General features: G+C 71.5%; 20 protein-coding genes. 9 read left to right on the top strand and 11 right to left on the bottom strand.

Annotated features, from left to right (window positions below; genetic code table 11):
• Positions 1 to 7 precede the first annotated feature (7 nt).
• The 3 genes from ABTW95_RS16575 to ABTW95_RS16565 form a co-directional block, all read right to left on the bottom strand.
• Positions 8 to 1,255, bottom strand: a complete 1,248-nt coding sequence (locus ABTW95_RS16575; RefSeq protein WP_396447972.1) for a cytochrome P450 — start codon at positions 1,253 to 1,255, stop codon at positions 8 to 10.
• 175 nt (positions 1,256 to 1,430) lie between these two features.
• On the bottom strand, positions 1,431 to 2,198 hold the full coding sequence (locus ABTW95_RS16570) for a crotonase/enoyl-CoA hydratase family protein (protein WP_396447971.1): 768 nt from the start codon (positions 2,196 to 2,198) through the stop codon (positions 1,431 to 1,433).
• 92 nt (positions 2,199 to 2,290) lie between these two features.
• Positions 2,291 to 4,051: an acyl-CoA dehydrogenase family protein gene (locus ABTW95_RS16565; RefSeq protein WP_500226686.1), complete on the bottom strand. Its 1,761-nt coding sequence runs from the start codon at positions 4,049 to 4,051 to the stop codon at positions 2,291 to 2,293.
• Positions 4,052 to 4,118: 67 nt separating this feature from the next.
• On the opposite strand from ABTW95_RS16565, the gene ABTW95_RS16560 reads away from it, so the two are divergent.
• On the top strand, positions 4,119 to 4,850 hold the full coding sequence (locus ABTW95_RS16560; RefSeq protein WP_396447969.1) for a PaaX family transcriptional regulator C-terminal domain-containing protein: 732 nt from the start codon (positions 4,119 to 4,121) through the stop codon (positions 4,848 to 4,850).
• Positions 4,851 to 4,983: 133 nt separating this feature from the next.
• Here the strand turns inward: ABTW95_RS16560 and ABTW95_RS16555 are convergent, their stop codons facing one another.
• Complete coding sequence (locus ABTW95_RS16555; protein ID WP_500226685.1) at positions 4,984 to 5,847, bottom strand: NAD-dependent epimerase/dehydratase family protein; 864 nt, start codon at positions 5,845 to 5,847, stop codon at positions 4,984 to 4,986.
• Positions 5,848 to 5,955: 108 nt separating this feature from the next.
• Between ABTW95_RS16555 and ABTW95_RS16550 the strand changes: the two genes are divergently transcribed.
• A complete protein-coding gene (locus ABTW95_RS16550) occupies positions 5,956 to 6,792 on the top strand; it encodes a helix-turn-helix transcriptional regulator (RefSeq protein WP_500226684.1) in 837 nt (278 codons plus the stop codon).
• Positions 6,793 to 6,888: 96 nt separating this feature from the next.
• On the opposite strand, the gene ABTW95_RS16545 is transcribed toward ABTW95_RS16550, so the two are convergent.
• The 3 genes from ABTW95_RS16545 to ABTW95_RS16535 all read right to left on the bottom strand — a co-directional run bounded on the left by ABTW95_RS16545 (position 6,889) and on the right by ABTW95_RS16535 (position 8,761).
• Positions 6,889 to 8,019 (bottom strand): zinc-dependent alcohol dehydrogenase family protein, encoded by a 1,131-nt coding sequence (locus ABTW95_RS16545; protein WP_396447966.1) that lies wholly within the window; start codon positions 8,017 to 8,019, stop codon positions 6,889 to 6,891.
• Positions 8,016 to 8,432, bottom strand: coding sequence for an acyl-CoA thioesterase (locus ABTW95_RS16540; RefSeq protein WP_396447965.1), 417 nt, complete (start codon positions 8,430 to 8,432; stop codon positions 8,016 to 8,018). The genes ABTW95_RS16545 and ABTW95_RS16540 overlap by 4 nt, the downstream gene beginning before the upstream one ends.
• Positions 8,433 to 8,602: 170 nt before the next feature.
• Positions 8,603 to 8,761 (bottom strand): hypothetical protein, encoded by a 159-nt coding sequence (locus ABTW95_RS16535; protein WP_396447964.1) that lies wholly within the window; start codon positions 8,759 to 8,761, stop codon positions 8,603 to 8,605.
• A 265-nt stretch (positions 8,762 to 9,026) separates the two neighbouring features.
• Between ABTW95_RS16535 and ABTW95_RS16530 the strand changes: the two genes are divergently transcribed.
• From ABTW95_RS16530 to ABTW95_RS16515, 4 genes are all read left to right on the top strand, one after another.
• Positions 9,027 to 9,707 carry a hypothetical protein gene (locus tag ABTW95_RS16530; RefSeq protein ID WP_500226683.1) on the top strand — a complete coding sequence of 227 codons (681 nt, stop codon included), beginning with the start codon at positions 9,027 to 9,029 and terminating at the stop codon, positions 9,705 to 9,707.
• A gap of 91 nt (positions 9,708 to 9,798) precedes the next feature.
• Positions 9,799 to 10,506 (top strand): YcnI family copper-binding membrane protein, encoded by a 708-nt coding sequence (locus tag ABTW95_RS16525; RefSeq protein WP_396447961.1) that lies wholly within the window; start codon positions 9,799 to 9,801, stop codon positions 10,504 to 10,506.
• On the top strand, positions 10,503 to 11,030 hold the full coding sequence (locus ABTW95_RS16520) for a copper resistance CopC family protein (RefSeq protein ID WP_396447960.1): 528 nt from the start codon (positions 10,503 to 10,505) through the stop codon (positions 11,028 to 11,030). The genes ABTW95_RS16525 and ABTW95_RS16520 overlap by 4 nt, the downstream gene beginning before the upstream one ends.
• A 264-nt stretch (positions 11,031 to 11,294) precedes the next feature.
• Positions 11,295 to 12,062, top strand: coding sequence for a group II truncated hemoglobin (locus tag ABTW95_RS16515; protein WP_396447959.1), 768 nt, complete (start codon positions 11,295 to 11,297; stop codon positions 12,060 to 12,062).
• A gap of 112 nt (positions 12,063 to 12,174) precedes the next feature.
• Here ABTW95_RS16515 and ABTW95_RS16510 read toward each other — a convergent pair whose 3' ends face one another.
• Entirely contained in the window at positions 12,175 to 13,278 is a 1,104-nt protein-coding gene (locus tag ABTW95_RS16510) for a phospholipase D-like domain-containing protein (protein ID WP_500226682.1), read from the bottom strand.
• Positions 13,279 to 13,522: 244 nt separating this feature from the next.
• Between ABTW95_RS16510 and ABTW95_RS16505 the strand changes: the two genes are divergently transcribed.
• Positions 13,523 to 13,945 carry a DoxX family protein gene (locus tag ABTW95_RS16505; RefSeq protein WP_500226681.1) on the top strand — a complete coding sequence of 141 codons (423 nt, stop codon included), beginning with the start codon at positions 13,523 to 13,525 and terminating at the stop codon, positions 13,943 to 13,945.
• A gap of 55 nt (positions 13,946 to 14,000) precedes the next feature.
• On the opposite strand, the gene ABTW95_RS16500 is transcribed toward ABTW95_RS16505, so the two are convergent.
• The 3 genes from ABTW95_RS16500 to ABTW95_RS16490 are packed head-to-tail and all read right to left on the bottom strand — an operon-like array spanning position 14,001 to position 18,197.
• A complete protein-coding gene (locus ABTW95_RS16500) occupies positions 14,001 to 15,437 on the bottom strand; it encodes a C69 family dipeptidase (protein WP_500226680.1) in 1,437 nt (478 codons plus the stop codon).
• 49 nt (positions 15,438 to 15,486) lie between these two features.
• On the bottom strand, positions 15,487 to 16,941 hold the full coding sequence (locus tag ABTW95_RS16495) for an agmatine deiminase family protein (RefSeq protein WP_500226679.1): 1,455 nt from the start codon (positions 16,939 to 16,941) through the stop codon (positions 15,487 to 15,489).
• The gene (locus ABTW95_RS16490) at positions 16,938 to 18,197 is read right to left on the bottom strand and encodes a phosphatidylserine decarboxylase family protein (protein ID WP_396447952.1); all 1,260 of its coding nucleotides are present in this window, start codon (positions 18,195 to 18,197) and stop codon (positions 16,938 to 16,940) included. Before ABTW95_RS16490 ends, ABTW95_RS16495 begins: the two co-directional genes overlap by 4 nt.
• 347 nt (positions 18,198 to 18,544) lie before the next feature.
• Between ABTW95_RS16490 and ABTW95_RS16485 the strand changes: the two genes are divergently transcribed.
• Both ABTW95_RS16485 and ABTW95_RS16480 read left to right on the top strand, forming a co-directional pair.
• Positions 18,545 to 20,227, top strand: coding sequence for an AMP-binding protein (locus ABTW95_RS16485; protein WP_396447951.1), 1,683 nt, complete (start codon positions 18,545 to 18,547; stop codon positions 20,225 to 20,227).
• Positions 20,224 to 21,867 (top strand): AMP-binding protein, encoded by a 1,644-nt coding sequence (locus ABTW95_RS16480; RefSeq protein WP_396447950.1) that lies wholly within the window; start codon positions 20,224 to 20,226, stop codon positions 21,865 to 21,867. The genes ABTW95_RS16485 and ABTW95_RS16480 overlap by 4 nt, the downstream gene beginning before the upstream one ends.
• Positions 21,868 to 21,881: the final 14 nt, after the last annotated feature.

Below are 21,881 nucleotides of genomic sequence, written 5' to 3'. Positions count from 1 at the left end.
TCCGGGCTCAGGCGATGGAGTACCGGATCGGAAGGCGCTTCAGGCCCCCGACGAAGGTGGTGGCGAGGCTCTCCGGCGTCCCGGCGAGTTCGATGGAGTGGAGGCGGGGCAGCAGTTCCTCGAAGAACGCGCGGATCTCCATGCGGGCGAGTGCCGCGCCGAGGCAGTAGTGGACGCCGAAACCGAACGCCAGGTGCTTGTTCGGGTCGCGTCCGGCGTCGAAGCGGAACGGCTCGTCGAAGACGTCCTCGTCCCGGTTCGCGGACGGGTAGGAGAGCAGCACCGCTTGGCCCTCGCGAATGGTGACGCCGCGCAGTTCGTAGTCCTGCGCGGCGGTGCGCATGAACTCCTTGACGGGCGTCACCCAGCGGATCATCTCGTCCACCGCGAAGGGCATCAGCTCCGGCTTGTCGCGGAGGCGTTCGAGCTGGTCGGGGTGCTCGATGAGGGCATGCAGGCCGCCGGAGATCGTCGCGCTGGTGGTGTCGTGCCCGGCCGTCGCGATGATGACGTAGTAGGAGGCGGTGTCGAAGTCGTTGAGCGGCTCCCCGTCGACCCGCGCGTTCGCGATGGCGGACGCGAGGTCGTCGGTCGGGTTCTTGCGGCGCGCCTGCGTCAGCTCCTGGAAATAGGCGAAGAAGTCGAGGAGGACCTGCAGTTTCTCCTCGTTGGTGGTGCCGCGTTGGAACTCCGCGTCATCGCCGCCGAAAAGCTCCTGCGTCAGCTTCAGCATGCGGCCGAAGTCGCTTTCGGGGAGCCCGAGCAGCGACAGGATCACGTACAGCGGGAAATGGACGGCGATCTCCTGCGCGAAGTCGCATTCGCCGCCGAGGTCGACCATCCGGTCGACGTACCGCTTCGCGAGTTCCCTGATGCGCGGCTCCAGCGCCCGCATCGCGCGCGGCCGGAACCAGTCCGCGCCGATCGCCCGGATGACCCGGTGGTCGGGGTCGTCCATGTGGATCAGCGTGCGCAGCGCGATGCCCTGCTCGGCGCGCTGCCGGTTCATCTCGTCGAACTCGGTGGTGCCGAGCAGCGGGCGCGGCGCGTTGAGGAAGATCTGGTGGTTGCGCTCGATCTCCAGGACGTCCTCGTGCCGGGTGATCGCCCAGAAGGGGGTGTAGCCGGGGGCGTCCACCCAGTGCACCGGCGACTCGCGGCGCAGCAGGGCGAGCGACGCGTGGAACCGCCGGTCGTCCGCGTAGGCCATCGGGTCGGCGAGGTCCAGCCCCGCGCGTTCCACGGTGAGCGTCATCGCTCTGCTCCTCGGTCGTGACTGCCGCCACACGAGAACCTACGGGACCGAATCTGATTCGGTCAACGTTTTTCGAACGTTCCGGCGCGCGGGATGCGGCGCCTCCCGCCCCGGCGTACGGACGTCCTGCGCGCGGACCTCCGGACGCGGACGTCCGGACGCCCGGCGCGCGGGGTCAGATGTCGGTGAAGTCGCCGTGGCGGCCGCGGCCGTCCGCGAACCGGGCGGCGCCCTCGGCGGCCTCGGCCAGCGAGCCGATCCCGTACCGGTACTCGACGGCGATCGCCTCGTCCTCGGGGCGCCCCTCCGCCTCCAGCAGCGACATGCGGTCGTTGCGCAGGCACGCCTGCGGGAACGCGGACAGCTCCGCGGCGAGCCTCTCGGCGGCCTCCCGGGACGCGCCCGGCGGGACGAGCCGGTTCACCAGCCCGATCTCGAACGCCTCCTTCGCGGGCACCGGGCGCCCGGTGAGGATCAGGTCCATCGCGCGGCTCGCGCCGATCAGCCGGGGCAGCCGGAACGTCCCGCCGTCCACGAGCGGGACGCCCCAGCGGCGGCAGTAGACGCCGAACGTCGCGTCCTCCTCGGCGACCCGGAGGTCGCACCAGAGGGCCAGCTCCAGCCCGCCGGCGACCGCGTGGCCCGCGACCGCCGCGATCACCGGCTTGGACAGCCGCATCCGCGTGCAGCCGAGCGGGCCGTCCGCGGGGGGCGGGTCGACGCGGGGGCTGCGCCCGGTGCCGATCGACTTGAGGTCGGCGCCGGAGCAGAACGTCCCGCCCTCGCCCCACAGGACGGCGACGGCGGCGGACCCGTCCGCGTCGAACGCGCGGAACGCCTCGGCCAGCTCGCGCGCCGTCGCCCCGTCCACGGCGTTCCGGGTCTCCGGACGCGACATGATCACTGTCGTGACCGGCCCGTCCCGCTCAACACGTACTCCCACGCGTCCTCCTCACCTCGTCGACTTGCGGCGTGTTGCCCCTATGAGCGCGCCGATAAGGCCAACACGCCGCGTGTCAACGCACCTGGTGAACGCTAGTCCGCGGTGAACGCGCCGTCGGCCAGGTCCTTGAAGCGTTCGAGGTCCTCGGCCGGGGCGTCGATCCCGCGCAGCGGGCCGGTGTCGGCGAGGTGCGTCCGAGCGTAGAGGCGGGCGACGAGCGCCTTGCGGTCGGCCCCGGAATCCTTATGCTCCCAGCCCGCCTGCTCAAGCAGGAGCGCCGCCGCGTAGACGTCCGCCATGTACTGGGCGAGCGGGAAGAGCCGCGCCTCGGCGACGGTCCGGTCAAGGCCGCGCCATACTTCTATGGTCTCGCGGAGCTGCTCGATGCGCTGCGCGACCAGGGCGGCGGTCGCGTCGTCCCCGGGCGGCGCCTTCTGGACGGCCTGGGTCAGCCGGTCGAGGAACGGCTCGTGCGCGTCCTGCCGCTCGATGGCCCGGCGGACGTCCAGGCACAGGATGTTGTCGCCGCCCTCCCAGATGGGGTTGACCTGCGCGTCCCGCAGGATGCGCGCCACCGGCCACTGCTCGATGTATCCGTTGCCGCCGTGGATCTCGATGGCGTCGCTCGCCGCCGTCACGCCGAGCCGGGACGCCCGCAGCTTGATCAGCGCGGCGCCCATGCGCAGCCTGGGCCGGCCCAGGTACCCGTCGAACACCAGCGCCTGGACGGCCTCGGTCTCCACGATCAGCTCGGCCAGCTTGCGCCGCATGAGCGGCTGATCGATGAGCGCGGCCCCGAACGCCTCCCTCGCCCGCGCGTAGCACAGCGACTCGACCAGCGCCCTGCGCGCGCACCCGAGCCCCATCATCGAGATGCCGAGGCGCGCGCCGTTCGTCAGCTCCATCATGCGGGCGAGGCCCTTGCCGTCCCCGCCCTGGCCGGCGCTCGCGGCCGGGGCCAGCAGGAACGCCTCCGCGTCCGTGAACTCGATCTCCGCCGACGCGACCGACCGCGTGCCGAGCTTGTCCTTGAGCCGCCGGACGCGGACGCCGTTGCGCGACCCGTCCCGCCGCTCCTTCAGGACGAGGAACGGCGCGATGCCCCGCACCCCGTCGGCCGCGCCCTCCGACTTCGCCAGCACCACGAACGCCGACCCGTTGGCGTTGGACGCGAACCACTTGAGCCCGTTGAGCCGCCAGGCGTCCCCGTCCTTGGACGCCGTCGACTCCAGCGCGCCCAGATCGGACCCGCCCGACCGCTCCGTGAGCATCTGCGCGGCCTCGCCGGACATCTCCCCGGCGGCGAACAGCTCCCGCACCCGCTCCTTCACGTCCTCGGGCGCGAACATCTCGGTCAGCCGGACGACCATGTCGCCGCCGGTGCCGAGCGCGCACGCCATCCCGATGTCGGCCTGGTCGAGCAGGTAGCTCCACGCCACGCCCAGCGGCGCGGGATCGACCCCGTTCGCCTTCGCCTCCGCGACGAAGTCGGGCCGCGTGAACGACGTCGCGACGAGATCCCTCCTGGCCGCCTCGAACGACGGCGGCATGACGACCTCGCTGATGTCGCGCCCCCACCGGTCGTACTTCTCCAGGCGCGGCGGGTTCCGGTCGGTCTCCTCGGCCCGCTCGGCGATCGGCCCGCCCATCAGCGCGCCCATCTCCTTCAGCCGCGGCTCGGCCCAGCCGAACCCGTCCCCGAGGTACCGCCGCATGAGGAACCGCAGTGTGGGGTCGCAGTCGTACCAGTTGCGGCCCACCGCGCCCTGGTAGCGCTCGGTCGCGTACCGGCGCGCCTTCTCCGCGCCGCCGAACGGAAGCCGGTCGAACGGCTCGATCAGATAGGACGTCATGCCCCCGACATTACGCTTTTCGGTCACATGATGGAAGACTGTAATCCCGGTAGGGTCGTAACCAGCCATGGACAGCCCGGAGATCCGCCCGCTCACCGCCCGCTCAGTCGTGCTGAGCACGCTGCTCGGCGTCCACCCGCCCCGCCTGCCGGCCCGCCACCTCGTCCGCGTCGGCGACCTGTTCGGCATCGCCGAGGGCACGATCCGGGTGGCGCTGTCCCGCATGGTGGCAGCGGGCGACCTCGTCCAGTCCGGCGGCGCGTACGCGCTCACCGAGCGCCTCCTCGCCCGCCAGGCCCGCCAGGACGAGGCCCGCCTCCCCCCGACCCGCCCGTGGGACGGCGCCTGGGAGATCGCCGTCATCACCGCCGAACGCCGCCCCGCCGCCGACCGCGCCGCGCTGCGCCAGGCCATGTCCGCCCTCCGCCTCGCCGAACTGCGCGAGGGCACCTGGCTGCGCCCCGCCAACCTGACCCGCGCCCGCCCGGACCCGGTCGTCCGCCAGTGCACGTTCCTGACGGGCCGCCCCGAAGAGGACCCGGCCCTCCTCGCCGCCACCCTCTGGGACCTGGACGCCTGGACGGAGAAGGCCGAGGCCCTCCGCACGGCCCTGACGTCCGCCACGGAGATGGCCGACCGCTTCACCCTGGCCGCCGCCGTCCTGCGCCACCTGCTGAACGACCCGCTCCTCCCCCCGTCCCTCCTCCCGCCCACCTGGCCCGGCCCCGCGCTACGCACCCTCTACGAGGCATTCGAGAAAGACTTCGAGCAACTCCTGACGACCCAGGTACTGACCTGAATGGCCGCCTTCGACAAAACCGATCTTACGAACGCCAAGATCACCGGAATGGCGGGCAGCGTGGTGGGCTCCATCCTCCTCGCCACCGAATAACGCCCGACCACGGCAATTGCCGGGTGGCGGGTCGGGTGGGTCAGGTATAGGAGCCGGTGCGGAGGTCGGTCAGGAGGGGCGGGGCGGTCGGGCGCCAGTCATAGTTCGTTTCCGCGCGGGTCGGGTCCAAGGGGGACGAGCGGGTCAGGACGTCGGCGAAGGGGCCGAGGAGGTCGCGGGCCTCGGTGCGGGTCAGAGAGATCGCTTCGGCGCCGGCCGTGTCCGCCACGGCGGCGGCGATGTCGCGCATCGGGGTGCGGGTCCGCGAGGCCGCGTTGATGATCGTCCGGCCGGACGGGCGGGCCGCCGCGGCGGCGTAGAGGGACGCCAGGTCGTCGACGTGGACGGAGGACCACTCGTTCGCGCCGTCCTCGACGTAGACGGTCACGCCGTTCTGCCGGGCGGACGCGAACATGCCCTCCAGGAGACCGGAGCCGCCCCGGCCGTAGATCAGCGCGGCGCGGATCACGGTGGCGTTCTCGGCCTGGAGCGCCTGGCGTTCGCCCAGCACCTTCCAGGGCTGCGGGGACGTCTCCGGATCGGTCGGGGTGTCCTCGGTGACCGGCTCCCCGCCGGTGTCCGGGTAGACGAGGCCGGTGCTCGTGTAGATCAGGGGCCTGGCGGCGGCGAGGAACGCGTCCAGGGCGGCCTCTTCGATCTCGCGCATGCGCGGGTTCATGTAGTCCACGGCGGTGTGGATGACCGTGTCCGACGAGCGGGCCGCCTCGCGCAGGGCGTCGACGGAGGTCAGGTCGCCGCGGACGGCCTTGGCCCCCAGGGCGGTGACGCGGGCCTCGGAGGCGTCCGAGCGGGCCAGTGCGGAGACCTCGTGGCCCGCCTTGATGAGGTGTTCGGCGACCACGCCGCCCAGGTAGCCGCTGGCGCCCGTCATGAAGATGTGCATTGCCGTTCCCTTCGGTGCTCGGCGTCCACGCTGCCCGCGCGGGTCGGGAGCGGCCAGGGACTGAGAGTGCCAGGCTGAGCGGGAAGGACCCGCCGTACTGTGGACGGCATGGACAAGCGCGCGCTTGCGGAGTTCCTGCGGGCCAGGCGGGAGCGGATCCGGCCCGAGGACGTCGGGCTGCCGCACGGGCCGCGGCGAAGGACCCCCGGGCTGCGCCGCGAGGAGGTGGCGCAGCTCGCGCACATCTCCGTCGACCACTACAGCCGGCTGGAGCAGGGACGGGGACGCAACCCGTCGCGGCAGGTGCTGCACGGCATCGCGCGGGCGCTGCGGCTGTCCGACCAGGAGCGGGCCCACCTGTTCGAGCTCGCCGGGGAGCGCGAGCGGGACCGCGTGGACGGCCCGTCCCGCGAGGTGGCGCCGGGCACGCGGAGCCTGCTCGGCCGGCTCACCGACGCGCCCGCCTTCGTGGTGGACGACACGTGCCGCGTGCTGGCCTGGAACCCGCTCGCCGCCGCCCTGTTCGGGGACTTCGCCCAGATGGGCGGGCCCGACCGGAACCTGCTGCGCCGGTACTTCCTCGACCCCGCCCGCCGTGTGGCCGACCGTTCCGAGTTCGTGGTCACGTCCGTCAGCTACCTGCGGGTGGCGATGGCCCGGTATCCGCGGAACCGGGAGATCCGGGCGCTGGTGGACGAGCTGGTGGAGGGCAGCGAGGAGTTCGCGCGCCTGTGGAAGTCGCAGGAGCTGCGGATCGAGCACCACGCACGGGAGCGGTTCGAGCATCCGCAGGTGGGCGAGGTCGCACTCGACTTCGACATCCTCACCATCCCCGGCCAGGACCAGCAGCTGATCATCTTCACGGCGGAGCCGGGGTCTCGGGAGTACGAGACCCTGCGGCTGCTCAAGGTCATCGGGACGCAATCCATGGACGTCCCCGCCTGACCATGCCGAGGGCCGCTCCCGCTCTCGTCGAGACGCGGGTTCCGGCCCGGGCGGTCGCGGTCAAGCGGGGGTTTCCGCGGTTGCTGTGAGGACGGCTCAGTCGCCGGTGAAAGTGATCAGCTGGCGGACGGCTTGGGCGGTGTGGAGGGTGTCGAAGCCCTCGTTGATGTCGTCCAGTGGGAGGCGGCCGGAGAGCAGGGCGTCCACGGGAAGGGCGCCGTTGCGGTACATGGCGATGAAGCGCGGGACGTCGCGGCGCGGCACGCACGACCCCAGGTAGCTGCCCCGAAGGGTCTTCTCCTCCGCCACCAGGGTGAGTGCGGGGAGAGTCAGCGGGACGCCGGGCGCGGGCAGGCCGACGGTGACCGTTGTCCCGCCCGCACGGGTGGCGGCGTACGCCTGCTCCAGGACGGGGACCACGCCGGTCGTGTCGATGACCTTCTCCGCGCCGCCGGAGGTCAGGTCGCGGAGGGCTTCGGTGGCGTCCGCGCCGCCCTCGACAGGGTGCGCGCCCAGCTTCTCCGCGAGGTCGAGTTTGTCCGGGACGAGGTCGATCGCGTAGACCGTCGCGGCTCCGGCGGCCTTGGCGGCGAGGACGGCGGAAAGCCCGACGCCGCCCAAGCCGAACACGGCGACCGTGTCGCCCGGAACGACGGCGGCGCTGTAGAGAGCGGCACCGGCGCCGGTCAGCACGGCGCAGCCGAACAGCGCGGCGATGTCGAACGGCAGGTCGGGGTCGATCTTCACGGCGGAGCGGGACGACACGACGGTGTACTCGGAGAACGCCGACACGCCCAGATGGTGGTGTGGACGGCCGCCGTCCGGGGCGATGAAGCGCCTCCCGCCGCCGAGGAGGGTGCCCGCGCCGTTGGCCGCCGCACCCGGGCCGCACAGCGCGGGACGTCCGGCGACACAACGCTCGCAGTGGCCGCACGCCGGGACGAACGCGAGAACGACATGGTCACCCGGGACGAATTCGGTCCCCGGCCCGGTCTCGATCACCTCACCGGCGGCCTCGTGGCCGAGCGCCATCGGGAGCGGGCGCGGGCGGGAGCCGTTGATGACGGACAGGTCGGAGTGGCACAGCCCGGCGGCCCCGATCCGCACCAGCAGCTCGCCGGGGCCGGGCGGGTCGAGGCGCAGGCCGGCGATCTCCAGCGGGCGGGAGGCGGCGTACGGGGCGGGCCGCCCCGACTCGACGAGGACGGCGGCGCGGGTCTCGATCATGGGGTGAGCAGCTTCTCCATCTCGGTGCGGACGGCGCCCGCGATCTCCACGGGGCGGCGGGTGCGCCGGTCGACGAAGACGTGCACGAAGTGGCCCTCGGCGATGAGCGCCCCGTCGGACGCGCGGAACATGCCGATCTCCCAGCGCACGCTGGACCGGCCGAGCCTGCCGATGCGCAGGCCGACCCTGATCGCGTCCGGGAACGACACCTCGGCCTTGTACTCGCAGTGCGACTCGACGCACAGGCCGATGGCGGCGGACTCCGCGGGGTCGAAACCGGCCGTCCGGATCATCCACTCGTTGATGACGGTGTCCATGAGCGAGTAGTGGACGACGTTGTTGACGTGCCCGTAGACGTCGTTGTCCTTCCACCGCGTGGGGACGGTCTCCCAGTGCTGGTACTCGCCGGTCATGAAGGGCAGCCTATGGGCGTCCCGGCCCCGGCGCCGCACCGGCTCGGCAGGACGGTGACCACGCAAAACGGCGGGCGGGGTCGCCAGTGCCCCCGCCCAATCGGGAACCCGCCGCCGGCCCGCGAGAAGGCCCGCCCCGGAAGGCGGGACGGGCCTCGCAAGCGGGGGCGTCAGCGGCGGCGGCCGCCGCCGCCTCGGAATCGGGCCAGCAGGCCGCGCATTTTGGCCTGCGTGCGCGGGTCGCGGGCGTAGCGTTCGGCCTTCGCCCGCATCCGGCGGGCCTGCGGGCTCCGGGCGTACCTCATGATCCGGTTGACGACGGAAGGCATGCGTCCTCCTCGGCCTAGGTCTCCGTTCAACGAGTGCCCAGCCGCGGAAGTTCGGAACGCCCGGTCGGGAGCGGAGCCGGCCCCGGATTCGCCTGGGGTCCGCTCTTACGACGCCCCCGCCGCGGACGGCGGGGGCGTACCAGCACGGGATTGAAACCCTACATCTAGTCGGCGATCTATGTGCAACCCCAAGATGTTGGGCGTGTCGGCGAGTTGGTGGGGGCGGCTGCACGGCCGGCGACCGTGGTGGCACGATGGTGCCGTCATGTCCGAGCGTCCCCGCAGGCCCTGGTTCCGGACCGCACGCGCGGTGGTCTTCGCCACCGTGTGCGTCGCGCTGGCCATCCTCGGGCACGTCCTCGCAGGCGGGGCCGCGGTTCCGCCGTGGGCCGGGGCGACCGGGTTCTGCGCGGTCCTCGGCGTCACGATGATGCTGGCGGGCCACGAGCGCTCGCTGGCCACGATCCTGGGCGGGCTCCTCGGCGGGCAGTTCGCGCTGCACGCGCTGTTCACCAACGCGTCGGCGGCGCACCCCGTGCCCGCGGTCGCGCCCCCCGGCGCCACAGCGGCGCACATGCCCGCGATGGCGGACCACACGCCCGCCATGCACGCGGCCATGGCGGACGGTGCGCAGACGATGGCGGCGCACGGCGGCGGCAACGGCCTGATCATGATGCTCGCGCACTGCGTGGCCGCGCTGGTCGCCGCATTGTGGCTGCGGCGCGGCGAGCGGGCCACGTGGACGATGGCCCGCTGGGTCGCGGCCGCGGCCGACCGCCCCATCGGGCTGTTGCTCGCCCTGCTGACCATCGAGGAGGCGGCGCCCCCGCGGCCGGTCCCGGTGGTCCCGGCCGCACCGGTCGGCGAGGCCGTCGGCCGGGTGCTGCGGCACCAGGTCGTCCGGCGGGGTCCCCCGCCCCGTTCGAGGGCGCTCGCACACCTCTGAGGCTCTGAGCCGCTGAGGCGGGCGCCGTACGCCACCCCGGACGCCGATCCGCGTCCGGTGATCCCCCGTACGACTCGAACGGAGTTCCCTCATGCCCTTCTTCCCGCATGCGCGCCGGATCGGCGCCATCGCGTCCCTGGCCGCCCTGTCCGTCGCGGGGCTCGCGACGGCCGCGTCCGCCCACGTCACCGCCAACCCGAAGTCCGCCGAGCAGGGCTCGTACGCCAAGGTGTCGTTCCGGGTCCCGAACGAGCGCGACGGCGCCGCCACCACGAAGGTGGTGGTGCACCTGCCCGTCGAGCACCCGCTGGCGTCGGTGTCGGTCCGTCCCACCCCCGGCTGGAAGGTGAAGGCGGAGAAGTCGAAGCTGCCGAAGCCGGTCAAGTCCCACGGCGGCGAGCTGACCGAGGCGGTCACCACGATCACCTGGTCCGGCGGCGAGATCGAGCCGGGCCAGTTCCAGGAGTTCGAGGTGTCGATGGGCCCGCTCCCGGACGACACCGACCAGTTGATGTTCAAGGCCGACCAGACGTACTCGAACGGCGAGGTCGTCAAGTGGGAGGAGGAGCCGGCCGAGGGCGCCGCCGAACCGGAGCATCCCGCGCCGACGCTCAAGCTCACCCCGAAGGACGCCGCGCCGACGGCCGGCCTGACCGCCCAGCGGGAGCCGGCCGAGAAGGCCGCGGCGTCTACCGATGACGGGACGGCGCGGCTGCTCGGCGGGATCGGCATCGCGGTCGGCGCGGTCGGTCTCGGCCTCGGCGGCTACGGCCTGAGCCGCGCGCGGAGCCGGGCATGATGCGGCGGCTCGCGGCGGGCGCCCTGGCGGTCGGCACGGCCCTCGCCCTGACGGCGGCCCCGGCCTCCGCCCACACCTCGCTCACGTCGGCCAGCCCGGCGAAGGACGCGGCGGTCGCGGCGCCGTCCCAGATCGTCCTCACCTACGCCGATCCGGTGCGGCTGCCGCGCGTCGTCGTGATGGACGCGTCCAAGAAGCAGTACCAGTCGGGGCCGGCGAAGGCGGTCGACAACAAGGTCACGCAGGCGGTCGGCGGCGCGCTGCCGAACGGCGAGTACACGGTGGGCTGGCGCGTCGTGTCCTCGGACGGGCATCCGGTCGAGGGCACCTACACGTTCACCGTGAAGGGGTCGTCCGCCACCGCGCAGGACCCGGCCCCGGCCTCGTCGCCGGCCGCCGCCCCGGCGGCCGGGAAGTCGTCCGGCTCGTCCGGCTGGCTCTGGATCGGCCTGATCGTGCTGGTCATCGCGCTGGCCGCCGGAGCGGTCGCCTGGCTGCGCCGCTCCTCCGCCGCCAAGGGCTGATCGCCGGGCTTCCGGCCGGGTGATCGGGCAGCACGCCGATCACCCGGCCGGGCGCCCCCGGCTGCTTCACCGCACCGCCGGTGATGCCGGACCGGATGCCCGGCACGGCGCCCCCGGCGAGGAGTCTCCGGCCGCAACGGTGGACTCTCACCGCCACTCGTGAACTTCCCCCAGCTCACCGTCAAATGAGCACAAACGCGCTTCCGAGCGGGTGATTACAGCATTACAGTGATTACCTGACCCGGAAGCACCCTTGGGGGCGTCGTGATCGTCGAGTACATCCGCTACCGCATCGACCCGCAGCGGGCCGACGAGTTCGAGGCGGCCTACGCCCGGGCCTCCGTCCCGCTCTCCGCCGCACCGCAGTGCGTGGACTACGAGCTGACCCGCTGCGTCGACGAACCCTCGTCGTACATCCTGCGCATCGGCTGGACTTCCGCCGACGACCACATGCGGGGCTTCCGCGGCGGCGAGCACTTCCCCGCCTTCTTCGCCGAGATCAAGCCGTACGTCCAGCAGATCGAGGAGATGCGGCACTACGAGCCGACGCCCGTGCGCGGCGCCGGCTCGTCCGTCCCGACGATGTACGACTGGGCGGGCGGACGCGAAGCCTTCGAGCGCCTCACCGAGGTCTTCTACACGAACGTCCTCAAGGACGACCTGCTCCTCCCCCTGTTCGAGCACATGGCGCACGACCACCCGAAATGGGTCGCGGCCTGGCTGAGCGAGGTCTTCGGCGGCCCCGAGCGCTACAGCGAGGAGCGCGGCGGCTACCACCACATGGTCCGGCAGCACCTCGGCCGCGGCATCACCGAGCAGCAGCGCCGCCGCTGGGTCTCCCTCCTGATGGACGCGGCGGACGAGGTGGGCCTCCCCGACGACCCGGAGTTCCGCGCCGCCTTCGCGTCCTACATCGAGTGGGGCACCCGCATAGCCCTGGCCAACTCCCAGCCGGACGCGACCCCGCCCCTGGAGGCCCCCATGCCCCACTGGGGATGGGGCGTGGCCCCGCCGTACATCCCTTCCAGCTAGGCGTCGCGGGCGGAGCGACCGCTAGACGACCGTGCCTTGTACCGCCCAAACCCTCGCAGTGAGTGAGATCGAAGCGGCGGAGCATGGCCATGCCTCGTTCCACAACGCGGCCTCAGGCCGGGCGGGAGAGGTCGGTGATGATCCGCGAGATCTCGCCGAGGGCGAACGAGGCGATCCGGCGCTGCGCGGCCTCGGCGTCCTCGCGGGTCTCCTCCAGGTCGCCGAGGACGATGATGTTCTCGTCGTTCAGCGTCGTGGCCGGGGCGGTGTAGTTGAAGCTGCCCGCGATCACGAGGCGCTCGTCGCTCACCATGAGCTTGTGGTGGACCTTCCGGACGCCGGTGCCGGGCTTGTTCGCGAACAACTCCACCCCCGCGGCCTTCAAAGGGTCGGTCGCGGCCCACGCCTGCGCGCCCTGGCCGCGGTCCAGGACGCCGCGGATGCGCGCCAGCGACGGCGCGAGCCGGATCATCGTGTCGTCGATGCCGGACGACCTGGCGAAGGTGAACATCGCGAAGTCCACGCTCGCGGCCGCCTTCAGCATCTGCTTCATGATCTCCATCTCCGGCCCGTGCCGCGGCGCGAACAGCGGCTTGACGCGGACCTGCCCCAGCCGGAACTCCGCCGGGCGCGGCTCGACCCGCTCGTGCATGGCCCCGAACGTGCCCGAGCGCATCCGGAGGAACTCCTCCAGGTAGAGGGCGGCGGCGCGGCGGCCGTGCAGCACCAGGACGTGGTTGAGGTTGTTGCCCGCCTTCGCCGCCGAGCCGCCGGCCGGGTTGGTGCCGGTGTCGGTGAGCGTGAAGTTCGCCGACCCGGTCAGCACCGCCGCCGTCGACTCGCCGGAGTCGCGCACGATGAACTTCTGGTGGAAGATCGCGGGGTTCAGGTCCGTGACGACGTCCACCCCCGCTCGCAGCAGCGCGGCGTGGATGAGGCGGTTCTCCTCGTTGGCCCCCGCCGGCGCCCACGGGTCGGCAGGGGACCGGTCCTCCCGCAGGTAGTCGCCTTCGAGGATGACCTGCACGCGGACGCCGCGCGCCCGCGCCGCGAGGATCGCCTGCGCGATCGGCCGGGAGTCCAGCTCCTGCACGGCGACGCGCAGCGTGTGGCGCGCGCCGCCGACGAACTCGCGGATCACCGCGTCCAGGTCGTCGGGCCCGCCCAGCAGCGCGGGTCCCGCGTGCAACTCGATCCCACCGGCCCGTACCGGCATGACGCCCCCCACCTCACCGCCGCCATCTCCCTTCATTTCCGCACAAAACGGGACGATCCGCCAGAGCAGCGCCCGGGGGACGCTTCCCCACGCTCCCGGGGCATCGGAACCCCTCCCACCTGGGCAGATGCGATCGCCCGAAAAAATCTTGAAGAAAAATCCGGCGGGATGTCGATCCGGGCGAGGGCCGTGCGACGCGTCAGTGAAAGGCCGATGAGACGCACCGCACGGAAGGACCACCGCCATGACCGCTCAGACCGCCCGCACCGCCCCGTCCGCCACCGCCGTCCGCGGCACGCGCCGCAAGGCGCTGTGGGTCGCGCAGATCCTGCTCGCGGCGTTCCTGCTGATCGCCTCCGGGCTCCCCAAGCTGATGGGCCAGGCCGACGCCGTCGAGTCCTTCGAGCAGATCGGCTGGGGCCAGTGGTTCCGCTACGTCACCGGCGTCGTCGAGGTCGCCGGCGCGATCGGCCTGCTGATCCCGCGCCTGGCCGGCCTCGCCGCGGCCGGGCTGATCGGGTTGATGGCCGGCGCGATCCTCACCCAGATCCTGGTGCTGGACCCGGCCTGGAGCGCGATGCCCGCCGCCTTCGCCGTCGTGTTCGCCGCCATCGCGTGGGACCGCCGCGCCGAGACCCGCGAGCTGCTGCGCTCCCTGAAGCGCTGACCGGACCGGCGAGCCCCCGGCCGCACCCGCGGCCGGGGGCTCGCGCATGCCCGGGTCAGGCCGCGAGCGCGGCGATCTTGCGGTGGTGGGCGGTCGCGTCCTCGGCGGCCGTCTCGGTGATGAGCTCGGCGGTGGCCGCGACGGCGCGGTCGACGGCCTGGGCGGCGAGGCCGAAGCCGTGGCGCGCCGCGAGGCTGACGGCGCCAGCCCGGTCCGTCCCGTAGGCGTCGGCCAGGACGGTCCGCATCCACGGCGCCTGCTCGACGCACAGCTCCTCGAACTCCGGCGCCCAGTCCGGGACCCGCGCCCGAACCGCCTCATCGGCGTGCAGGCGCAGCACATGGGCGCCGTGGAACGCCCAGTACGCCGACACCGGCGAGAAGACGTTCCCTCCGCTGGTGTAGGAGGCGGGAAGCTCCCGCGTCACGCTGTAGAGCGGGACGTACGGTGCGCCGAGCGGCGTGCTCACCGCCTGCCAGATGAGGGCGGCGAGCTCGGGCGGCATGGCCGGGTCGAGCGTGATGATGTGGCTCTCCGCCGTCTTCTCGTAGCCGATGGGACGCTCGGCCACGCCGTCCAGCACGGTGCCCTTGTACGTCGCCCGGAGCACGCGCATCACGTCGGTGACCCGCATGGGCGCGTCGGGGCGGAGGAACAGCGGATACCGCGGGAGCCGCGGGCGCTGGTGGAGCGAGGGGGTCAGGATGGACTGCGCGAGCCAGATCCGGTCGACGTTGTAGGGGACGCCGGGAATCCCGAACGCCTGCGCGAAATCGAAGGAATGCCGGTCGGGATGCGCGAGGAGGCGGTTGTCGCGCACCCAGTCGAAGAGCCCGGCCGAATGGAGCGTGCCGTCGGCGTCCAGATCGACGCCGTGGACGCGCATGCCGTTGGCGACCGCGATGTAGGCGTCGCCGGGGACCCGGACCGCTATCCAGTGGTGGCCCGAGCCGATCTCGACGTACCAGCATTCGTCGAGATCGGCGATCAGGACGCCGTTCGGCTCCTGCGCGCCCCTCTCCTCGACGTAGGAGCCGAGAAGTCGCACGCCGTGGCGCGCGGTGTGCGCCTGCGGCAGGATCAGCGTGGGGATGACGGACTCCGCGACCCCCGGCGACACGAACGGGTCCGCCTGCTCGGCACGCTCGTTGGACGTCATGGAGTTGGTCGCGGAGACGGCGACGTTGCGCCCGTTGACACCGCGCTCCTCGAAGTAGAAGCCGTCGCCGATGCCGCTGCTCGCCTCGCTCGCGCCCGCCGCGTCGGGCATGGCGCTGTAGGGATGCGCCGCCTCGGGCACCGGCACCGCCAGGCCGTTGCCGAGCGTCCACACCCCGCCGGCGACCGACGGCGTGCCGGGGACCTTGTACTGCGGCAGAGGTCGGTAGGTGAGGTACTTGTTCCAGTTGTTGCGGACGAAGTCCTCGTTCCTGGAGACGATCGCCACGCCGCCGGCCGTCGCTTCCTTGCCGGCCATGATGCTCGTGCACATGGCGCCTGTTCCTTTCAGCGGGGTGCGGGCGGGCTTCCCGTCGCGCGGTTCAGGCCGGCACCTGGGCGCGCGACCAGGCGTCGATGACGTCCCTGGGCACGCCGTGGGTGCGGCAGTGCAGGGCGTCGGTGCCGAGCCACGGCGTGTCCGGCTTGCTGGGGATCCCGACGATCTCGTGGTCGGGAAGGGCCTTCCGGTAGGCGTCCAGCGCCGCCTGGTCGTTCTCCTCGTGCGGATGCCCGGCGAGCGGCACGTACACGTGGTCGTTGAGGATCAGGCTGTTGGTGTAGGCGGCCGTCGTCGCCGCCTGGTCCGGGGTGACCTGCGGGATGTACACGTCCTGGCACATGACCCGGGTGACGTCGAAGCCGTTCTTCTGGAAGAACGCGCATATCTCGGCGAACTTGGCGCTGATGTCGGGATCCTCGGAGTCGGCGATGAGGATCTTCCCGGGGGCGAGGAACTTCCCCCAGCAGTCGATGTGGCCGATGTAGGTTCCGGTCGGGTCCTGGGCCGCGTAGTAGGTGTGCGAGCCCATGAACCGGTTGAACTGGTCGAGGATGTACTTCATCCGCTCGGCGAGGACCTCGGCGCTCGGCGGGCCGTCGGACGGCCCCTTGCCGGCGACCGGCAGCTCGTTCTGCGTGGCGACCAGGTAGGTGGACGCGACGGCGTCGCCGTCGGTCACCATGTAGTTCCCGCCGACCTCCAGCAGCCCGGTGCAGTACCAGTCGTGCGGCGGTATCGGGGCCAGCTTCTTCTGATGCCCGTCCCCGCCCCAGTGCGCCGCGTTCCAGGCGCGTATCGGCGCGTTGAGGTAGTCGGAGAACTTGGCGGCGCCGGAGTCGTCGTTGGGCCGGAAGATGCCGAGGCCCTCGCGCGCGGTGACGTGCTCCGCGCCCTCCACCAGGCCGACGGAGCCGCCGCCGAGGCTGGTGTAGATGTGCTTGGCGATGCCGTAGCGGCCGCTGTCCTCGTTCTTCACCCACCAGGGGCCGTAGTCGCGCGTCCAGTACGTGTCGGTGTCCCAGGGCACGAAGTGGATGAGGTCCGGGTCGTAGGGCAGGTCCATCGTCTCCGCGACGCGGCCCAGCCTCTCGCGGACCGCCGGGAGCTCGGCCGCGTCGTCGCACAGGACGAAGATGTGCACGGGCCGCTCGGCGTCCGCCTGCTGCATCCGGATGATGAGCTCGTCGGGGATCCCGAAGGTCCGGGGTCCCGTCGGCGGCAGCTGGATGTGCGAGGTCGGCTGCGCGACGGTGCCGGGGTAGGCGATGAGGACGCCGCCCATGTCGGCGAACTCGGGTACCGCGTGGACCGGCGACGGCGTGTCGTTCCGGTAGGTCGCCGACGGCGGCGGTTCGTACTTCCTGCCCGTCTGCCGTTCGAACAGCTCGGCCAGCAGCGCGGGCGGGCGGCTCCGCACCCGGTGGCGCGGGTTCGCGGCCGGCGGGTTCGCGGCCGGCGGGTTCGCGGCCATCCGGTTCGTCATGGTGCGGTTCATGAGCGGACCACCCTTCCGATCGCCGAGTTCACGAAGATGTTCTTGGCGTGCAGGCTCGGCCGCTGGCCGTGGAAGTCGAAGCGGATGTTCGTCTGCGGGCGGAAGATCAGGCAGTGGGTGGACCCGCCGAAGTGGAACATCCCGAGCTGGTCGCCCTTCCGCACCCGCTGGCCCTCGTACACCGTGATCTCGCAGGTGGAGACCTCGGCCATGCCGACCGGCAGGAAGCACATGAGCCCGATCTCCGGGTTGTCCGCCTCGATGAAGATCATCGCGCGGGTGGCGACCTCCGTGATGTACCCCTGCGAGTCGTTCGGCGCCGCGGGGTCGAAGCCCTCCGCGGGCGTCTCGGAGTAGTACGTGCCGTCCTGGACGTAGGCCTTGACGACCCGGCCGTCGACGGGGCTGTGCCACCGGTGGTAGCTGAAGGCGCTCAGGAACGCCTGGTAGACGGTGCCGCCGGCGAACTCGTCCACCAGCGGGTCGTTCGCGAGCATGTGCGCCAGCGAGTACGGCTGGCCCTTCACCCAGAAGTCGTCGTGCCTGCGCACCCCCGTGCTGAGGCGGTACGGCGCGGACTCGCACGCGTTCACGATGACGTCCTGGTCCGCCGGGTCGGCGACCGGCCGGACGCCTTCGCGGAAACGCCTCGTGAAGAAATCGTCCCACGAGGTGAACCCGTAGTGCGGCTGCGACGGGTCGCACACGAACTCCTCGGCGAATTTCGGCATCTTCTTCTTCGCGTGCGGACCGAACCAGCCGTGCTCCGAGGTGTTGAGCACCGACGTCGAGTCGGGGGACTTCAGGAACCTCCCCCACTCGTTCAGCATCTTCTTGAACTGCGCGTTGACCTTGTCGTTGAGGAACGCGGCGAATCCGGCGTGCGTCCCCATCGCCCAGTCGAGGATCGCGTTGATCGGGAATCCGACGAGACCGCTCTCGTTGAACTCCGGAGCGTGCGTCATGATGTGGTTGAACAGCTTGAGCATCTGCTCGACCGTCTTGACCTGCGGATCCCCGGTCGGGGTGTGCTTCCTCGTCACCTGGGTGAGCATGAAGGTGAAGAGCATGTAGACCTCGGGGTCGTCCTCGATCAGCCGCCGGAAGTCCGCCACGACGGGCAGCAGCGGGACGTCGCCCTGCGCCTCCACCCGCTCGATGAGATCGTCGAGCCATTCGCCGAGAAATTGCGAGTCGGACGGAAGCCATTCGCCGACGCGGAAGGGAGCGGCCGCTTTCGCGGTGGCCATAGTCATGATCTCTTCCTTTCCCCTGGCGTGCCGCGGTGGGCGATGTCCCGCTCACCAGGAAAAACGCTACCTTCCACCGCTCCGGCACGCCCGGCGCCGGCGCACCAAGCTTTAAAAAATCATCCTTGACTGGCATTCCTTGAATTTTCATGAATTCGGCGGCGGCCGTCGCGGACGGGACGGGCACGGGTGGGACGGGCGCGGGCTCGCCGAGGAAGCCGGGGCGGGCGCGGTCGGCGCACGTGGCGGGCGGGTAGGACCGTCTCTACTACCCCCGTTCGGGGGTGGCGCAGGTCACTCGAATGGCCAACCATCCTTGTGACCGGGTGTCCGTGCGGCTACGAGGAGAGACCATGCCCGCAGTCGAGTTCCGCGCGGCGCGCGACTTCCTGCTCGCGCATCGCGACGACTACGCGACCGCGTACGAGAAGTTCCGCTGGCCGGTGCTGACCGGGTTCAACTGGGCGCTGGACTGGTTCGACAAGATCGCCGAGGGCAACGACTCGCCCGCGCTGTGGATCGTCGAGGAGGACGGCTCCGAGGCGAAGTACTCCTTCCTCCAGTTGTCGCGGCGGTCCAACCAGGTCGCGAACATGCTGCGCCGGGCGGGCGTGCGGCGCGGCGACCGGGTCATCCTGATGCTCGGCAACCAGGTGGAGCTGTGGGAGACCGTGCTGGCGACGATGAAGATCGGCGCCGTCATGATCCCGTGCACGCCGCTGCTGGGCACGGCCGACCTGCAGGACCGGATCACCCGGGGCAAGGCGCGGCACGTGGTCGTCGGCTCGGCCGACACCGGCAAGTTCGACGGGGTCGAGGGCGACTACACGAAGATCGCCGTGGGCGAGCCCGTCGAGGGGTGGGTCGCCTACGGGGACGCCTACGAGGAGGCCGAGGGGTTCACCCCGTACGGGCTGACCATGTCGCAGGACACGCTGCTGCTGTACTTCACGTCCGGGACGACGGCGCAGCCGAAGCTGGTCGAGCACACGCACGCGTCCTACCCGGCCGGGCACCTGTCCACGATGTACTGGATCGGGCTGCGGCCCGGGGACGTCCACCTGAACATCTCGTCGCCCGGCTGGGCGAAGCACGCGTGGAGCAACATCTTCGCGCCGTGGGACGCCGAGGCGTGCGTGTTCATCTTCAACTACACGCGCTTCGACCCCGACCGGCTGCTCGACACGCTGGACCGGTGCGGGGTGAGCAGCTTCTGCGCGCCGCCGACCGTGTGGCGGATGCTGATCCAGGCCGACCTCGGCCGGCTCGCCGCCCCGCCGCGCGAGGTCGTCGCGGCAGGCGAGCCGCTGAACCCCGAGGTCATCGAGCGGGTGAAGGCGGCCTGGGGCCGCACGATCCGGGACGGCTTCGGGCAGACCGAGACGACCGCCCAGATCGCCAACACGCCCGGCCAGCCGGTCAAGCCGGGATCGATGGGGCGTGCGCTGCCCGGCTACCGGGTCGCGCTGATCGACCCGCTGACCGGCGAGCCCGGGGACGAGGGCGAGATCTGCCTCGAACTGGAGGACCGCCCGCTCGGGCTGATGACCGGCTACCACGGCGACGAGGCCCGCACCGACGAGGCGATGGCGGGCGGCTACTACCACACCGGCGACATCGGCTCCCGCGACGAGGACGGCTACATCACCTACGTCGGGCGCGCCGACGACGTGTTCAAGGCGTCCGACTACAAGATCTCGCCGTTCGAGCTGGAGAGCGTGCTGATCGAGCACGAGGCGGTGGCGGAGGCCGCCGTCGTCCCGTCGCCCGACCCGGTCCGGGCGGCCGTCCCGAAGGCGTACGTGACGCTGGCGAACGGCTGGGAGCCGACCGCCGAGACCGCGCGGGCGATCTTCGCGCACAGCCGGGCGCAGCTGTCCCCGTACAAGCGGATCCGGCTGCTGGAGTTCGCCGAGCTGCCGAAGACGATCTCCGGCAAGATCCGCCGGGTCGAGCTGCGCGCCAGCGAGATCGACAAGCACCCCGGCGCGGGCGACCGCCCGGAGGGCGAGTTCCGGGAGGAGGACCTGCGATGACACTCTCCTACGCATCCGGCGTTTCGGCTACGCCGCTGCTCGGTGACACCATCGGCGCGAACCTCGACAAGACGGTCGCCGCCTATTCCGAGCGGGACGTGCTCGTCGACAGGACGTCCGGCCGGCGCTGGACGTACGAGCAGTTCGCCGACGACGTGGAGGCGGTCGCGCTCGGCCTGCGCGACCTTGGCGTCGTCAAGGGCGACCGGGTCGGGATCTGGGCGCCGAACTGCGCCGAGTGGATGCTCGTCCAGTACGCGACGGCGAAGCTGGGCGCGATCCTCGTCAACATCAACCCCGCCTACCGGGTGCACGAACTTGAGTTCGTCCTCAACCAGGCGGGCATCCGGACGCTGGTGTCGGCGTCGTCGTTCAAGACGTCCGACTATGCGGCGATGGTGGACGAGGTCAGGCCGAAGTGCGCCGCCCTACGCGACGTCATCTTCATCGGCACGCCCGGCTGGGACGCCCTCATCGAGGCGGGGCGCGCCTCCGACCCGGCCGTCCTCACCGACATCGCCCGGACGCTCACCGCCGACGACCCCATCAACATCCAGTACACGTCCGGGACGACGGGCTTCCCCAAGGGCGCGACGCTGTCGCACCACAACATCCTCAACAACGGCTACTTCGTCGGCGAGCTGTGCGGCTACGACGAAGAGGACCGCGTGTGCGTCCCCGTGCCCTTCTACCACTGCTTCGGCATGGTGATGGGAAACCTCGCGGCGACCAGCCACGGCGCGTGCGTCGTGATCCCGGCGCCGGCGTTCGACCCGAAGGCGACCCTGGAAGCGGTCGCGGCCGAGCGCTGCACGTCGCTGTACGGGGTGCCGACGATGTTCATCGCCGTCCTGAACGAGCCCTCGCTGGACGGCCTCGACCTCTCCACGCTCCGCACCGGGATCATGGCCGGGTCGCCGTGCCCGGTGGAGGTGATGAAGCAGGTCATCGAGCGGCTCGGGATGAGCGAGGTCGCGATCTGCTACGGCATGACCGAGACGTCCCCGGTCTCGACGCAGACCCGGGCGGGCGACTCGCTCGACCGGCGCGTCTCCACGGTCGGCACCGTCCTGCCGCACCTGGAGATCAAGATCATCGACCCGGAGACCGGTGTGACCGTCCCGCGCGGCACCCCCGGCGAGTTCTGCACGCGCGGCTACTCGGTGATGCTCGGCTACTGGGAGGAACCGGACAAGACGGCCGAGGCCATCGACGCCGCCCGGTGGATGCACACCGGCGACCTCGCCGTGATGGACGACGACGGCTACGTCAACATCACCGGCCGCATCAAGGACATGGTGATCCGCGGCGGCGAGAACATCTACCCGCGGGAGATCGAGGAGTTCCTCTACACCCACCCCGACATCGTGGACGCGCAGGTCATCGGCGTCCCCGACGAGAAGTACGGCGAGGAGCTGATGGCGTGGGTGCGCCTCCGCGAGGGCGTGCCCGGCCTGACCGCCGGGGAGCTGCGCGCGTTCTGCGAGGGCAAGCTCGCCCACTACAAGATCCCCCGCTACGTGCACGTCGTGGACGAGTTCCCGATGACGGTCACCGGGAAGATCCGCAAGGTGCAGATGAGGGCCGAGGCCATCGACATCCTGGGCCTGGAGGACGTCGCCTCGGCCAGGCACGCGTGAGTTTCTGAGCGGGT

The sequence above is a fragment of the Spirillospora sp. NPDC127506 genome (assembly GCF_040302145.1).
Classification (GTDB): Bacteria; Actinomycetota; Actinomycetes; order Streptosporangiales; family Streptosporangiaceae; genus Spirillospora.
The sequence above is the reverse complement of the archived record's forward strand: the minus strand, read 5'-3'. Positions and strand labels throughout refer to the sequence as shown.